This is a genomic window from Cellulomonas sp. P2_B4, assembly GCF_056404795.1.
The window spans coordinates 160,709-175,234 of record NZ_JBFUDI010000005.1 but is presented as its reverse complement, the minus strand read 5'-3'; the positions used below and the strand labels follow the sequence as shown (position 1 = coordinate 175,234).

Sequence of the window (14,526 nt, the reverse complement as noted above, 5' to 3'; positions counted from 1 at the left end):
GCCCGCGGCTCAGCTCGTGCGCGCCAGCTCCTCGACCCACGCCGGCGTCGGGACGCCCTGTACCGCGTCCGTCGTCGACCGCAGCCGCGCGGCCGCCACCTCGTCGCGACCCACGCCGACGCGATGGCTCTGGCTCGTGACGCGGTCCACCGGCTCGGGCTCCCCGAGCGTGAACGGCCCCTCGCCGCGCGCACGCACGGCCTCGAGCGCGTCCATGGTCAGGCCCCGCAGGAAGTCCACGTCTCCCTGACGCGCCAGCGGCGACCGCGCGAGGAGCGCGAGGGCCTCGAACCCGACGGTCCGCCGGGACCGGTCGTCCTCGAACGACAGGTCCACGGCCCACTGCACGCGGGACCACCACTGCGAGCGCGCGTCGGCGTCAGCGCGCTGCCGGATGGTGAAGATCCCGACGACGATCGCGCCGACGGCCCCGAGCGCGGCGACGAGCGTCGCGATCGTGGCGGCGGTCTCGTACCAGGGCTGGGAGGCCGCCATCGGCACCAGCCGGCCCACCGCGTCCGAGAGACCTCGCGTCACGCACCTCACCGCCCGCTCCGGGTGTCGATCCGATCCTGTCGGCGCCGGCCGACGCCGTGGCGAGCGTAGCGAGTTCGCCCGGTCCGGATCGGCGCGACGGCACCCGGCGGTCGATAGTGGGGTGTCACCTGTTCGACGTCCGAGAGAAGCAGACGATGGCCGGCACCGGAACCAAGGACGACCCGTGGCAGCTGAGCACGGCACCCGGCTCCTCGGCGTACACGATGTACCGCGACGAGTCGGCCGATCCGCCGGCGCTCGTGTGCCAGGTCGGGTCGACCACGCTGAAGTACCACCTGGCCGCGATCGACGACCTGCACGCCTGGCTGCTCGCCCAGGGCGACTGGGTGCCGCTCGGGGCGGCGGACGAGAACAAGCCGGCGGCGGGCGGGACGGTCGAGGCCTGGGGTCGCGACGAGTCGAACCCGGTCGGGGGCTGGTACGGGCTGCGCAAGGGCTACCGCGGCCGGTTCGGCATGTACCTGCCGCCCCTGCTCGAGGCGCTCGGCCTGGTCGAGCTCACGCACGACGCGCGCAACAACCGGGTACGCGCCCTGCCGTCCTGACCGCTCACCCAAGGGTGTAGTCGAACCGCATCCGGTGCGTCCCGTCGGCGTCGACCACGAGCGCCCCGTCGCCCGCGACGCCGGCCAGCTCGGCGGTGCCGCTGCCCGGGACGATCGCGAAGAACTCGCCGGACCGGTCGCTGCCGCTGGTGGACGCCACGTGCACGAAGTTGAACGTGCCGGCGCGTCCGTCCAGCGATCCCTCGAACGACTCGAGCGCGACGTAGGTGCCGATGCCGCGCTCGGGGTCGTACGCGGAGGTGAACAGGGTGTTCGATCGCCCCACGACCGCGCCCTCGTACCGCTTCTCCATGGTGGCGACGCCGACGCCGAGCGCCGTCTGCACCGGATCCGGCACGACGACCGGCACGCCCGCGAACCCACTGACCGTGAACGTCCCGACAGCGGTGAATGTCCCCTCGGTGATCATCGCCGCACGCTATCCACCGCCACCCACATACGCCGCGACGAGCTCCTGCCCGATCCGCGCCAGCTCGTCGACCACCTCGGGCGGCGAGACGACCTCGACCGACGAGCCGTGCCCGGCGAGCTGCTCCGCGACCGACCGCGCCATGTGCGCCGCCACGCGCACCCTCACGCGGCCGTCGGGCTCCACCGGTTCGAGCCGTTCGAGGTGCCGGCCGAACTGACCCTGCAGGACCGGGACGAGCCGCTCGGGAGCGAGCACCACGGCGGCCACTCGCGAACGACGCGCCTCCAGCTCGTCGACCACGCCGGCCCACACCGCGTCGACGTCGAGCGCGTCGGGACGCCGGAACGCCGAGCCGAGCACGTCGACCGAGACGATGCGGTCGACGCGGAACGTCCGGTGCCCGCGCGGGGTGCCGGCGATCAGGTACCAGACGCGGTCCTTGTCCACGAGGGCCCACGGGTCCACCAGCCGGGGCTCGGGCGACGTCCGGTACACGAGCAAGACCTGCCGCCGCCGCACCACCGCCGCCTGGAGCTCGTCGACGAGCTCGTCCTGCGCGGGACCGGTCCGGGAGCCCCACGCGCCGCGGTCCACGACCACCGCCCGTGCTGCGGCCTCGGCGTCCGCGCGGAACGTCTCGGGCAGCGCGCGCACGAGCTTGCGCAGCGCCGACGCGGCCGCGGGCGACCGGCCGGACGTGGGCCCGACGAGCAGGAACAGCGCCTGCGCCTCGGAGGACGTGAGCCCGGTCAGGTCGGTCCGCGCGCCCCCGACCAGCGACCACCCGCCGCCGCGCCCGGGCTGCGGGTACACCGGGATGCCGGCGCTCGAGAGTGCCTCCAGGTCGCGTCGCGCGGTCGCGACCGACACCTCCAGCGACGACGCCACCTCGGCCGCCGTCACGCGCCCGCGCGCCTGCATCAGGAGGAGGGTCGCCACCAACCGGTCTGCTCTCACGGTTCCGAACCTACCGATAAACGTGATCAGACGATGAGCACTTTGACCGCGAGAGTGGAGTCATGAACACAGAGAGCAGCACCCAGAAGAGCACCCTCCTGCGCGGCCTGGCCAACGTCTCGTTCTTCGCCGACGACCTTTCCGCGGCACGCGCCTGGTACACCGACCTGCTGGGCATCGAGCCGTACTTCGTCCGCGACGCCTACATCGAGTTCCGCCTCGGCGACCACCACGACGAGCTCGGCATCGTCGACCGCCGGTACGCACCGACGCAGGGCGGACCCTCGGGGGCGGTCGCCTACTGGCACACCGACGACATCGCGGCGACGTTCCAGCAGGCGCTCGACCTCGGGGCGACGGTGCACGACGAGGTCCGCGAGCGCGGCCACGGCTTCGTCACGGCCTCCGTCACGGACCCCTTCGGCAACGTCCTCGGGTTCATGTCGAACCCGAACTGGCGCGACAACGCCTAGGGGTCAGGCGCTCAGGGACGCGAAGAACGCCCGCACGTCGTCGACGAGCAGACCGGGCTCCTCCCGCGCGGCGAAGTGCCCGCCCCGGCCCTCGACGTCGACCCACCGCACGATCTCGTGCTCCCGCTCGGCGTACCGGCGGATCCCCACGTCCCCGGCGAAGACGATGACACCCGTCGGTACGCCGCTCGGCGCGGGACGCTTCGCCGCTCCCCACTCGGCGGCCTGGGCGTACCCGACGAAGGCGGCCGACGCGGCCGTGCCGGTGAGCCAGTAGAGCATCACGTCGGTGAGCAGCCAGTCGATGCCCAGGATCACGTGCGGCAGCGTCTCGCGCGGCTCGGTCCACTCCCGGAGCTTGTCGACGATCCACGCGAGCTGGCCGACCGGCGAGTCCGCCAGCGCCGCGCCGATCGTCGCGGGGCGGGTGGACTGGATCGAGATGTACCCGAACTGCTCCTGCATGAACTCCGCGGTCCGTCGCAGCCGGTCCTGCTCAAGGTCCGTGAAGACCTCGTCGGGGGCCGGAGGCTCGAACAGCACCCCGATGTTGCCATTCAGGTGGACGCCGATCACGCGGTCGGGCGCGAGCCGGGCGACCTCCGGCGAGACGGCCGCCCCGATGTCCCCGCCCTGTACGCCGAAGCGGTCGTAGCCGAGCCGGGACATGAGCTCGACCCAGGCACGCGCGATCCGCGCGACGTCCCAGCCCGCCTCCGACACCGGCCCCGAGAAGCCGAAGCCGGGCAGCGAGGGGATCACGACGTGGAACGCGGGCGAACCGTCGGGCGGGTCGGTGAGGGGTCCGACGAGGTCGACGAACTCGGTGAACGACCCCGGCCAGCCGTGCGTGAGGACGAGCGGGATCGCGTCCGGCGCCGCCGACCGCACGTGCACGAAGTGGATGCGCTGCCCGTCGATCTCGGTGGTGAACTGCGGTAACGCGTTGAGGGCGGCCTCCTGGGCGCGCCAGTCGTAGGAGTCGCGCCAGTACTCGACCAGCTCCCGCAGGTAGCCGGTCGGCACGCCCCTCGACCAGTCGTCGCCCGGCAGCGCGCTGCTGTACCGGGTGCGTCTGAGCCGCTCGGCGAGGTCGTCGAGCTGGGCGGACGGGATGTCGATGGAGAACGGTTCGATGGTCATGACACCGACGCTAGGGAACAGCCGGTGTCACCGGTCTGTCACCTTCTTCCTCAGTCGGGCAGGAGCGTCCCGACGATCGCCGTCGCCTCCCGGTCGACGTCGACGGCGATCCGGGCGGTCAGCCCGGCAGCCTCGAAGGCGGCGGCGGCCGCCCGGGCCTGCGACTCGCTGGTCTCGATGAGCACGTGCCCGCCGGGCGCGAGCCAGCGGGGCGCCAGCGCGGCGACCCGGCGCAGCACGTCGAGCCCGTCGGGACCGCCGTCGAGCGTGACCAGGGGCTCGTGCTCGCGCGCCTCGGCCGGCATGCTGGCGATCGCGTCGGTGGGCACGTACGGCACGTTGGCCAGGAGCACCTCCACGCGGCCGCGCAGGTGGTCCGGCAAGGGCGCGTCGAGGTCGCCCTCGAAGACCAGCCCGCCGACCGGGGCGACGTTCCGACGCGCGCACGCGACAGCCGCCGGCTCGATGTCGACGGCGTAGAGCTCGACGTCGGAGTCGAGGTTCTCGGCGAGGGCGACCCCGAGGGCACCGGAGCCGCAGCACAGGTCGAGGACCACGACGGGCTCGCCGGACGGGAGCACGAGCCGCACGAGCTCGACGAGCCGCGCGGCCTCGTCGACGAGGAACTCGGTGCGCAGCCGCGGGACGAACACCCCCGCGTCGATCTCGATGCGCAGGTGGCAGAACTCCGCCCACCCGACGACGACCTCCAGCGGCTCGCCGGCGACGCGGCGCTCGACCATCGCGGCGAGCTCGTCGGCGGACTGCGCCTCCCGCACGAGCAGCGCGGCCTCGTCCTCCGCGAACACACATCCGGCGGTGCGCAGCATCTGCACGACCACCTCGTACGACAGCTTGGTCACGACTACCCCTCGAGCCTGGAACGGTCCACCCTAGGCCGCAACGAAACGGCCGCACCCCCGAGCTCGGAGGTGCGGCCGTTCGGCGAGGTTCAGGTCAGGCGGGCTGGTAGCCGAGCGGTGCGGCCGCGCCGGCGGGGCCCTGGTACCGGCTCGAGTCGAACGCGAGGATGTAGTAGAAGATCAGGCTCAGGAAGACCAGGCCGACGGTGAATCCGCCACCGTGCCCGAACGACAGGGACAGCCCGTACAGGACGACGATCCAGACGATGATGTTCACGATCGGGATGATGAGCAGGATGATCCACCAGATCGGCTTGCCCGCGATCTTGATGATCACGATGGTGTTCCAGATCGGGATCAGGGCCTGCCAGCCCGGCTCGCCGGCCTTGGCGAAGATGGCCCAGAGCGGGATGACGACGAGGACATAGCTGACCAGGGCGCTGATCAGCACGTAGGTGAGGATCGCACCCGTGTTGACGTCGGCAGATGTCGTGGTGACGGCCACGTCCGTGAGAATCGACATGCGCCGAACAGTAGCGATCCGCGGGGGTCCGTGTACGCAGGTTCAGCAGCCAGTTCTCACGAATTCTTCATCGGTTGTCTCCGGCGTTGATCCCCCTTTCACAATTCGCCGACACCGCCGATCATCAATGGCGATCAGTCCGGCTGCGGGCCGAAGCTCGGGGCGGACACCTCGAGGTCGGCGATGATCTCGCCCGACATATTGCCGGTCGCCGCAGCCGCTCCTACGGTGGACGGACGACCCGAGGTCGCGGGTCTCCCCTCCGAGAGGCCCGCCCATGAGCGCACCGACCACGTCCCTGCGGCACCAGATCTGGCGCAAGAAGCCGATCACCGCGTACACGCTGAAGTCGAGCGAGGGCCTCGAGCGCTCGCTCGGCACGTTCACGCTCATGATGTTCGGCGTCGGCTCGACCGTCGGTACGGGCGTGTTCTTCGTGATGCACGAGGCGGTTCCCGACGCCGGTCCGGCGGTGATCGTCTCCTTCGTGCTCGCGGGGATCGCGGCCGGCCTCTCCGCCCTGTCCTACGCGGAGATGGCCTCGGCTGTCCCCGTCAGCGGGTCGACGTACTCCTACGCGTACGCGACCCTCGGCGAGGTGGTCGCGATGGGCGTCGCGGCCTGCCTGCTCCTCGAGTACGGCGTCTCGACGGCGGCCGTCGCCGTCGGCTGGAGCGGCTATCTCAACCAGCTGCTGCACAACCTGTTCGGCTTCCAGGTGCCCGACGCGCTGTCGGCGGCACCCTGGGCCGACGACCCCGGGATCATCAACCTGCCCGCGCTCTTCCTGATCGCCTGCTGTGCCCTGCTGCTCATCCGCGGCGCCTCGGAGTCCGCCAAGGTCAACGCGACGATGGTCGTCATCAAGCTCGCGGTGCTCCTGATGTTCGTCGCGATCGCCTTCACCGGCTTCCATTCCGACAACTTCGCCGACTTCGCGCCCAAGGGCATCGCCGGCATCACGGCGGCGGCCGGGACGATCTTCTTCACCTTCATCGGCCTCGATGCCGTGTCCACCGCCGGCGACGAGGTGCGCGACCCGCAGCGGACCATGCCGCGGGCCATCCTCGGCGCGCTCGCGATCGTCACGGCGATCTACATCCTCGTCGCGGTCTCCGCGCTCGGCACCCAGCCGTGGGAGGAGTTCGGCGACGCCGCGCAGGGCGAGGCCGGTCTGGCCAAGATCCTGCAGGACGTGGTCGGTGCGACCTGGCCCGGCACGATCCTGTCCGCGGGCGCCGTGATCTCGATCTTCTCGGTGACGCTCGTGACGATGTACGGCCAGACGCGCATCCTGTTCGCGATCGGCCGCGACGGGCTGCTGCCCAAGACGTTCGCCAAGGTCAGCCCGCGCACCCACACGCCCGTCAACAACACGGTCATCGTCGCGATCGTCGTCGGGTCTCTCGCCGCGTTCATCCCGCTCGACGCGCTCTGGGACCTGGTCTCCATCGGGACGCTCGTCGCGTTCATCGTCGTGTCGGTCGGCGTCCTGATCCTGCGCCGGACCCGGCCCGACCTGCCCCGCGGCTTCAAGGTGCCCGGCTACCCGGTCACACCCCTGCTCGCGATCGCGGCCTGCATCTACATCCTGTCCGGCCTGCACTGGTACACCTACGCGTGGTTCTTCGTGTGGCTGGCCGTCGTGCTCGGCTTCTACTTCCTGTGGGGACGCAGGCACTCGCTGCTGGGCAGGGGGCTCCCGCAGGACAGCGACCTCGACGAGATCGACGAGGTCGACGCGTGACCGTCGTGGTCGGCGCCAACCCGTTCGGGGACGCGCGCGCGGCCGTCGATCTCGGCATGTCCCTCGTGCGCACGCTGCCCGAGGCGACGCGGCCGCTCGAGCTGGTCATCGCCACCGTCGTCCCGCCCGGCTGGCAGGTGCCGTCGATGGCGAAGGTCGACGGCGAGATGCAGGCGTGGCTCGACGAGCGGACGAAGGCCGCGGAGGACGCGGCGCGCGCCTTCCTCGGGCCGCGTGCCGACGACGTCACCGTCGAGTTCGTCCGGCTGAACGACCGCTCGACGCCGCGTGCCCTGGCCGGCCTCGCGGAGGCGCGTCAGGCGACGGCGCTCGTGCTCGGCTCGGCGACGGAGGGCGGCACCCACGGGCGCGTCGTCATCGGGTCGACCGCCGACTTCCTGCTGCACTCGTCGCCGGTCCCGCTGGCCATCGCCCCGCGCGGCTACCTGTGTGCGGGCGGCGATGCCGGGGACTCCGCGCACCGCCTGACCTGCTCGTTCGGCGGGACGTCCGACCAGGCTCCCGCGGTCCGCTGGGCCGCCGCGCTGACCCGCGAGATCGACGTGCAGCTGCGGGTCGCGTCGTTCGGGGTGCAGTCGCGGACCATGTACCCGCCCGAGATCGGGATGGACATCGAGTCCGAGGTCAACGCGCAGTGGCAGGAGCAGGTCGAGGAGGCCCAGGCCGCGCTGCGAGCCCGGCTGGGCGACGAGATCGACGACGACGCCACGTTCGTCGTCGCGTCCGGGACCAGCTGGGCGGACGCGCTGGCCTCGATCGACTGGGAGCCCAACGAGCTGCTCATCCTCGGCTCGTCCACCAGCGGTACGCTCCGCCGCGTGTTCCTCGGCACCCGCGCGACCAAGATCGTGCGCTACTCGCCCGTGCCCGTCCTCGTCGTCCCGCGGGACGCCCTGTGACGGACGGGTGGGGCGCGGACCTGCTCGATCTCGACGGCTACCTCGCCCGTGTCGGCGGCGCCCCGACGGTGCCCGAGGTGCACCGCAACCACCTGGCCGCGTTCCCGTTCGAGAACCTCGACGTCCTGCTCGGCACCGGCGTGAGCGTCGAGCTGCCCGACATCGAGCGCAAGCTCGTCCACGACGGCCGCGGCGGCTACTGCTACGAGCACGCGCTCCTGCTCGGCGCGGCCCTCGAACGCCTCGGCCATCCGGTGCAACGACGGCTCGCGCGCATCGGCGACCCGGCCGTGTCGCCCCGGCCCCGCTCGCACCTGGTCGTCTTCGTGCTCGTCGACGGCGTCTGGCACCTGGCCGACACCGGGTACGGCACGGGCCTGCTGTTCCCGGTCCCGCTGATCGCCGGCAACGTCACGACGCAGGGCGGCTGGACGTTCCGGACCGTCCTGCTCGGCGACGGGAGCTGGCAGCTGCACGAGCAGCGCTCCGGGCGCTGGTTCACGCACTACACCGTCGCGCCCGAGGACACGTACCCCGCCGACGTGGTCACCGCCAACTGGTTCACCTCGACGTCGCCGACGTCGCGCTTCACGCCGCAGATCGTCGTCCAGCGCAAGGACGAGTCGCTGGCGCACCTGCTCACCGGCCGCGAGCTCGTGGTCGAGTCACCGGCGGGCAAGGTGTCCACCACCACGGTCGGCGACGACGAGCTCGACGGGGTGCTGCGGGACATGGGCCTGACCATGACCCCGGACCAGCTGGCCACGCTGGTCGCGAGGTTCTAGGACGCCTCGAGGTTCTCGGACGCCTCGACGCAGACCCGCAGCGCGCCGGGGCGGACCGTGGCCTCGAGGGTGTCCGACGGGTCGATCACGTCGCCGTCGAGCTGGCGCGGGTGCGCGCGGTCGCTGGTCACGACGATCGTCGAGCCGCGCAGCACCTCCATGTTGGGGACGCGCTTCTTGCGCGTGAGCACGCCGAGCGTGAGCTGCACCCAGTGCCCGAAGTTCTGCGGCGCGAGCACGGCGACCTCCAGCTGCCCGCTGTCGGCCTCGGCGTCGGGGAGCAGGTGCACCCCGCCCTGCAGCCGCCCCACGTTGGCGACGAGGACGCTGCGCGCACGCCGGCGCAGCACCGGGAGGTCGTCGACGCGGACCTCGACCCGCATCTCGTCGTCGGCCAGGTGCCGGAGCGCCGAGTAGACGTACGCCAGCGTGCCCACCCGGGCCTTGAGGGCGGTCGGTGCGTCGTCGACCATCGCGGCGTCGAGCCCCATACCGGCCATCACGGCGAACACCTGCCCGTCGACCTCCCCGACGTCGACCACTCGCCGGCCGCCGTCGAGCGCGAGCTGCACGCCCTCGGTCGTGTCGGTGGGGATGCCGAGGTTGTTGGCGAGCAGGTTGCCCGTGCCGCCGGGCAGCACCGCCAGCGCCGCGCCGGTGCCGGCCAGACCCTCGATCGCCGCGCGGACCGTGCCGTCGCCGCCCGCGACGAACACCACCTCGGCGCCTTCGTCGACCGCCTGCCGCGCCTGACCGGTGCCCGGGTCCTCCTTGGTCGTCTCGAGCCAGACCGGCGCCGGCCACCCCGCCGCGGTGATCTGCTCGTCGACGGTCGCGCGCAGCTCGTCGAGACCCTCGACGCGGTTCGGGTTCACGATCACCGCCGACCGCTGGGACTGGTTCTCGCGCACGGCGTCCTCGCGTACGGCGGGTTGGGTGTTCACCGGGCGAGTCTGACGGCGGAAGCCCGGCCCGGCCACCGGGGGGATCGATCAGGGCCAGAGCGGCTGGGCGGCTGCCGCGGCCGCGCGGATGGCCGTCGCGTCGAGGATCGTGCTCGTCTCGGGGATGTCGCGGTCCGGCCACGCGCACACGGCACGCAGGTCGCCCGCGGGCGGCAGGGGCCAGAGCCAGACGTCGCGCGCCCACCGCTCGGCGTAGTGCATCGGCTGGCTCGCGCCGTCCATCACCGGCCCGTCCGGCGTCCAGTCCATCGGGTCGGCATCGGCCGGGACCGTCGTCCACGGGGAACGGTCGAGGCTGGTGACGCGGCGCCCGTCGGAGAGCTCGAAACCCCAGCGCAGGCCGCCCTGCGGCAGGGCGAGGTGGAACGAGCCGCGCCCGTGCGTGACGTCCAGCTGGCCCAGGACGCGCGACCGGTCGCGCACAGTGGTCCGTCGGATCCGGACGGCGACCCGGAACACGACCCCCGCGGAGTAGGCGCGCACGTCCTCCAGGCGCACGACGGTCGAGTCCGAGCGACCGAGCTCGACCGTCAGCGGCAGCGTGCCGGGCAGCTCGTCGCGCGGGAAGCCGGCCCACGGCGGGTCGAGCACCTCCAGCTCGTCGATGTCCTCGGGCTCGCCCTGGAACTCGTCGACCGCAGGGAAGAACGACATCGCTCCATCATGTCGGACCCACGGCCGGGTGCACGATGGACCCCGTGACCCTCGCGTTCCTGCTCACGACGCTCGTGATCGTCGCGACTCCCGGCACCGGCGTGATCTACACGCTGAGCGCCGGCCTGAGCCGCGGCACCCGGGCGAGCCTGGTCGCGGCGCTGGGCTGCACGCTCGGGATCGTCCCCCACATGGTCGCCGCGATCACCGGGCTGGCCGCGGTGCTCAACGCCAGCGCGATCGCGTTCCAGTCGCTCAAGCTGCTCGGCGTCGCGTACCTGCTCTACATGGCGGTCCGGATGTGGCGGGACCGCTCGGAGATCGTGGTCGACGAGGGACCGGCGCAGAAGTCGGCGGGGCGCGTGATCTGGTCGGCGATCCTCGTCAACATCCTCAACCCGAAGCTGACGATCTTCTTCTTCGCGTTCCTGCCGCAGTTCGTCCGTCCCGGGGAGCCCGGCGCGTTCGCGCACATGGCGCTGCTCAGCGGGGTGTTCATGGCGATGACGTTCGTGGTGTTCGGCCTCTACGGGGCGTGCGCGGCCGCCGTCCGGACGCAGGTGGTCAGCCGCCCGCGGGTCGTCCTGTGGATGCGTCGGACGTTCGCCGGGGCGTTCGTCGCGCTGGGCGCCAAGCTCGCGCTCACCGACCGCTGATCTCGCTTATTGCACCAAACGGTTCAGTGTCGTATGGTGAACCACATGGTTCAGCAACAGGTGCTCGATCGGCTCTACTCGGCGCTCGCCGACGCCACTCGTCGCGACATCCTCGTCCGCCTGGGCGAGGGTCCCGCGACCATCGGCGAGCTGGCCGAGCCGCACGAGATGAGCCTGACCGGCATGAAGAAGCACGTGCAGATCCTCGAGGACGCCGGCCTCGTCGCCACCCAGAAGGTCGGCCGTTCGCGGCAGTGCCGCCTCGGCACCGAGCGGCTGGACGACGCCATGGCTTGGATCTCGTTCTACCAGCGGCTCTGGGAGCGTCGTCTCGACGGCCTGGACGCCTACTTCACCCTCCAGAACGGCACCTCTGAGGAAGGCCAGGACCGATGACCACGACAGACACCATCGAGCTGCGCATGACGCGCGTCCTCCCCGCCACGCCCGACCAGGTCTTCGACGCGTACACGGACGCCGAGAAGCAGACGATCTGGTTCTCGATCCTCGACGAGACCCCCGGCATCGTGGAGATCGAGGTCGACCTGCGCGTCGGCGGTCAGCAGACGGCCGTCTGGGGCACGACCCGCGACAGCCTGTTCCGCGAGACGCAGACGTTCCTGGTCATCGAGCGCCCGTCCGCCACCGGCGTGGGGCGCCTGGTCACCGACTCCTCGGGCAGCAGCCCCGACGGTATGACCATGTCGACGCACATCGACATCACGTTCGAGCCGGCCGACGGCGGCACGCTGATGACCGTCGTGCAGAGCGGCTTCCCGTCGGTCGAGGTGCGCGACTTCTTCGCCTCGATGGCGTGGGTGGGCGCGCTCGACCGGATCGAGGCGTTCCTGACCCGCTAGGCCGTGGCCTCGACGGCCGCCGGAGGGCGGTCGTCGGGGGTGACGGGCTCCTCGGGGTGCGGGTCGTCCGGCACCGCGTCGTCGGGCGACTCCGGCTCGTTGGGGCCGGTCTCGCCCGAGATCCAGAAGAAGAACGCGCTCGACGAGTTCTTCGGCAGGAGCATCGCGCGGGTCAGCAGGGTCATCGGGACCGCCAGGATCGCGCCCAGCGGGCCGATGATGAACGTCCAGAAGACGACCGAGACGAAGCTGAGCGTGAGCGTGATGTTCACGGCGTCGGAGACGAACCGCGGCTGGACCATCACCTGCAGCGTGACGTTGACCAGGCAGTAGACGACGAGCACCGCGAGCGCGAGCTGCCAGCCGCCCACCACGAACGCGAGCAGCATCGGCGGGATCAGGCCGATGACGAACCCGATGTTCGGGATGAAGTTGGTGACGAACGCGAGGATCGCCCAGACGACCGCCGCCGGCACCCCGAGCCAGTACAGGGCCAGGCCGTCGATGACCGCGACGATCGCGCCGAAGGTCGCGCTGACGACGAAGTAGCTGCGCACCCCGCGGTTGAAGATCGTGGCCCGCTCCAGCACGTCCGACCTCGTCGGCAGGAAGGCGGGGCGGCCGCGGTCGTACCGGGCGGCGTCGACCCCCATGAAGATCACGTAGGCCAGGACGAAGAAGAACGACCCCGCGATGCTCAGCACCGTGCTCGCGACCGACGTCGCCGCACCGACCACCTGCGACGGGTTGATCCCGTCGGCGATCTGGTTGGCGGTGTCCTGGTCGACGCCGATCGAGGCCAGCCACGTGGTCACGTCGCCCAGCGACTGCTGCAGCTCGTCGGTGTAGTCGGTGATGAGGTCCGCGAACCGGATGCCGGCGAACACGAGCATCGCGACGAGGATCGCCAGGATCAGGTACACGGCCACGATCACGGCCGTCGTCGCCATCCAGGGCTTCCAGCCGCGACGCTCCAGCGGGATGCGCAGCGGGTGGCAGATGATGATCAGCACCACGGCGAGCATGATCGGCGCGAAGAAGCCGCCGGCGGCGTGGAGCCCGGCGAGCGTGACCACGAAGGCCGCGAGAGTCAGCAGGGTCCGGGTGGCGGGCGCGAGGCCCTGAGGCGAAGCCATCGGGCGCGCTCCTTCGCGGGATGCAGGTCGATCTGTCGGAACGGTCGCTCGCAAGATACAAGATGTCCGGTCCCCGGCGCGGGACCTCGCGGGGTCGCTGTCGCAGCCGCGTGCGAGCATGCTCCCGTGACGAGCGACCACCACTGGCAGCCCGGCACCGTCCGTGAGGCCGCCGGCGGCATCATCGCCCTGGCGCTCGCCACGTTCGTCGCGATCACCACCGAGCTCGTCCCCGTCGGACTGCTCCCGCAGATGAGCGACGACCTCGGGGTCACCGAGTCGATCGCCGGCCTGCTGGTCACCGTCTACGCGTTCATGGTCGCCGCGCTCGCCGTCCCGCTCGTGCTCGCCACGCGTCGGCTCCCCCGCAAGGGGCTGCTGATGAGCACGCTCGTCGCGTACACCGTCAGCAACCTGCTGGTCGCGGTCGCCCCGTCCTTCGGGGTGGTCGCCGGCGCGCGCGCCCTCGGCGGGATCGCCCACGCGATCTTCTTCTCGGTCGCCATCGGGTACGCGTCCCGGCTGGTCAGCCCGCAGGTCACCGGCCGTGCGCTCGCCCTGGTCACGGCCGGTGCGTCGGCCGGGTTCGTGCTCGGCGTCCCCCTGTCCACGGCGCTCGGCGCGGCCGTCGGGTGGCGTGCCGCGTTCGCGGTCCTCGGCGGGGCGTGCGCGGTGGCCGTCGCCCTGGTCGCCCTCTTCCTTCCCGGGGTGGCCGGCGGAGGGGCCCCGGTCGCCGACGAGGCCCGCAGCACCAACCGTGCGCGGCTCGCGGTCGTCGCGACGACGAACTCCCTGACCTACCTCGGGCAGTACACCGTCTACACCTACGTCGCGGTGCTGCTGCTCGCGTCGGGGCTCACCGAGGTGGCGGTCGGACCCGTCCTGCTCGGCCTCGGCGCGCTCGGGCTCGTGGGCACCGCCTACGCCGTCGCCGCCCTCGACAAGCACCCGCGTCGGAGCACGATCCTGGTCCTGTTCGCCGTGGCGCTCGGCCTGCTCGCCCTGGGCGTGGCGTTCCCGTCCTTGGCCGGCGTGCTCGCCGCGGCCGCGGTGTGGTCCGCCGGCTTCGGTGCGGTGGCGTCCGTGTTCCAGACGGCGGCCATCCGCACGCGCGGCGCCTCGCCCGACGTCATCGGTGCCCTGGTGAACAGCACCGCCAACATCGGGATCGGCGGCGGTGCGGCCCTCGGCGCGCTCGTCCTGGCCGGGCCGGGGCTGGAGTGGATCCCGTACCTCGGCGCCGGCATCATCGCGGCCGGGCTGGTCGTCGTCCTCTTCTCCCGACGAGCCTTCCCGGCGACACCATGA

Annotated in this window: 18 protein-coding genes; 9 read left to right on the top strand and 9 right to left on the bottom strand. The window is 71.8% G+C overall.

Going from position 1 to position 14,526, the window contains the following annotated elements:
- Positions 1-9 precede the first annotated feature (9 nt).
- Positions 10-537: a hypothetical protein gene (locus AC1DZC_RS10160; RefSeq protein WP_477043160.1), complete on the bottom strand. Its 528-nt coding sequence runs from the start codon at positions 535-537 to the stop codon at positions 10-12.
- A gap of 155 nt (positions 538-692) precedes the next feature.
- Between AC1DZC_RS10160 and AC1DZC_RS10155 the strand changes: the two genes are divergently transcribed.
- Complete coding sequence (locus tag AC1DZC_RS10155; protein WP_477037568.1) at positions 693-1,103, top strand: DUF6855 family protein; 411 nt, start codon at positions 693-695, stop codon at positions 1,101-1,103.
- Between the two features lie 4 nt (positions 1,104-1,107).
- Here the strand turns inward: AC1DZC_RS10155 and AC1DZC_RS10150 are convergent, their stop codons facing one another.
- Together AC1DZC_RS10150 and AC1DZC_RS10145 are read right to left on the bottom strand one after the other, a co-directional pair.
- Positions 1,108-1,533, bottom strand: coding sequence for a DUF3224 domain-containing protein (locus AC1DZC_RS10150; RefSeq protein WP_477043159.1), 426 nt, complete (start codon positions 1,531-1,533; stop codon positions 1,108-1,110).
- A 9-nt stretch (positions 1,534-1,542) separates the two neighbouring features.
- A complete protein-coding gene (locus tag AC1DZC_RS10145) occupies positions 1,543-2,475 on the bottom strand; it encodes a helix-turn-helix transcriptional regulator (RefSeq protein ID WP_477043158.1) in 933 nt (310 codons plus the stop codon).
- Positions 2,476-2,555: 80 nt separating this feature from the next.
- Here AC1DZC_RS10145 and AC1DZC_RS10140 point away from each other — a divergent pair, with 80 nt between their 5' ends.
- On the top strand, positions 2,556-2,966 hold the full coding sequence (locus tag AC1DZC_RS10140; protein ID WP_477043157.1) for a VOC family protein: 411 nt from the start codon (positions 2,556-2,558) through the stop codon (positions 2,964-2,966).
- Positions 2,967-2,969: 3 nt separating this feature from the next.
- On the opposite strand, the gene AC1DZC_RS10135 is transcribed toward AC1DZC_RS10140, so the two are convergent.
- From AC1DZC_RS10135 to AC1DZC_RS10125, 3 genes are all read right to left on the bottom strand, one after another.
- Entirely contained in the window at positions 2,970-4,109 is a 1,140-nt protein-coding gene (locus AC1DZC_RS10135; protein ID WP_477043156.1) for an epoxide hydrolase family protein, read from the bottom strand.
- 50 nt (positions 4,110-4,159) lie between these two features.
- Positions 4,160-4,972 carry a putative protein N(5)-glutamine methyltransferase gene (locus AC1DZC_RS10130; RefSeq protein WP_477037573.1) on the bottom strand — a complete coding sequence of 271 codons (813 nt, stop codon included), beginning with the start codon at positions 4,970-4,972 and terminating at the stop codon, positions 4,160-4,162.
- Positions 4,973-5,066: 94 nt separating this feature from the next.
- Complete coding sequence (locus AC1DZC_RS10125; RefSeq protein ID WP_477043155.1) at positions 5,067-5,495, bottom strand: DUF5684 domain-containing protein; 429 nt, start codon at positions 5,493-5,495, stop codon at positions 5,067-5,069.
- 277 nt (positions 5,496-5,772) lie between these two features.
- Between AC1DZC_RS10125 and AC1DZC_RS10120 the strand changes: the two genes are divergently transcribed.
- From AC1DZC_RS10120 to AC1DZC_RS10110, 3 genes are read left to right on the top strand one after another with little or no spacing between them, the layout of a single operon-like run.
- On the top strand, positions 5,773-7,242 hold the full coding sequence (locus AC1DZC_RS10120) for an amino acid permease (RefSeq protein ID WP_477037575.1): 1,470 nt from the start codon (positions 5,773-5,775) through the stop codon (positions 7,240-7,242).
- Complete coding sequence (locus tag AC1DZC_RS10115) at positions 7,239-8,162, top strand: universal stress protein (RefSeq protein ID WP_477043154.1); 924 nt, start codon at positions 7,239-7,241, stop codon at positions 8,160-8,162. Before AC1DZC_RS10120 ends, AC1DZC_RS10115 begins: the two co-directional genes overlap by 4 nt.
- Positions 8,159-8,947, top strand: a complete 789-nt coding sequence (locus AC1DZC_RS10110) for an arylamine N-acetyltransferase family protein (protein WP_477043153.1) — start codon at positions 8,159-8,161, stop codon at positions 8,945-8,947. The genes AC1DZC_RS10115 and AC1DZC_RS10110 overlap by 4 nt, the downstream gene beginning before the upstream one ends.
- On the opposite strand, the gene AC1DZC_RS10105 is transcribed toward AC1DZC_RS10110, so the two are convergent.
- Entirely contained in the window at positions 8,944-9,891 is a 948-nt protein-coding gene (locus AC1DZC_RS10105) for a diacylglycerol/lipid kinase family protein (protein ID WP_477037578.1), read from the bottom strand. The genes AC1DZC_RS10110 and AC1DZC_RS10105 overlap by 4 nt on opposite strands.
- A gap of 48 nt (positions 9,892-9,939) precedes the next feature.
- Entirely contained in the window at positions 9,940-10,566 is a 627-nt protein-coding gene (locus AC1DZC_RS10100; protein WP_477037579.1) for a hypothetical protein, read from the bottom strand.
- Between the two features lie 44 nt (positions 10,567-10,610).
- Here AC1DZC_RS10100 and AC1DZC_RS10095 point away from each other — a divergent pair, with 44 nt between their 5' ends.
- From AC1DZC_RS10095 to AC1DZC_RS10085, 3 genes are read left to right on the top strand one after another with little or no spacing between them, the layout of a single operon-like run.
- On the top strand, positions 10,611-11,222 hold the full coding sequence (locus AC1DZC_RS10095) for a LysE family translocator (protein ID WP_477037580.1): 612 nt from the start codon (positions 10,611-10,613) through the stop codon (positions 11,220-11,222).
- 45 nt (positions 11,223-11,267) lie between these two features.
- Positions 11,268-11,618, top strand: a complete 351-nt coding sequence (locus AC1DZC_RS10090; RefSeq protein ID WP_477043152.1) for an ArsR/SmtB family transcription factor — start codon at positions 11,268-11,270, stop codon at positions 11,616-11,618.
- Positions 11,615-12,082 carry an SRPBCC family protein gene (locus AC1DZC_RS10085; protein WP_477037582.1) on the top strand — a complete coding sequence of 156 codons (468 nt, stop codon included), beginning with the start codon at positions 11,615-11,617 and terminating at the stop codon, positions 12,080-12,082. Before AC1DZC_RS10090 ends, AC1DZC_RS10085 begins: the two co-directional genes overlap by 4 nt.
- On the opposite strand, the gene AC1DZC_RS10080 is transcribed toward AC1DZC_RS10085, so the two are convergent.
- Positions 12,079-13,218, bottom strand: a complete 1,140-nt coding sequence (locus AC1DZC_RS10080) for an AI-2E family transporter (RefSeq protein WP_477037583.1) — start codon at positions 13,216-13,218, stop codon at positions 12,079-12,081. The two genes, AC1DZC_RS10085 and AC1DZC_RS10080, sit on opposite strands and share 4 nt — an antisense overlap.
- A gap of 126 nt (positions 13,219-13,344) precedes the next feature.
- On the opposite strand from AC1DZC_RS10080, the gene AC1DZC_RS10075 reads away from it, so the two are divergent.
- Complete coding sequence (locus AC1DZC_RS10075) at positions 13,345-14,526, top strand: MFS transporter (RefSeq protein ID WP_477043151.1); 1,182 nt, start codon at positions 13,345-13,347, stop codon at positions 14,524-14,526.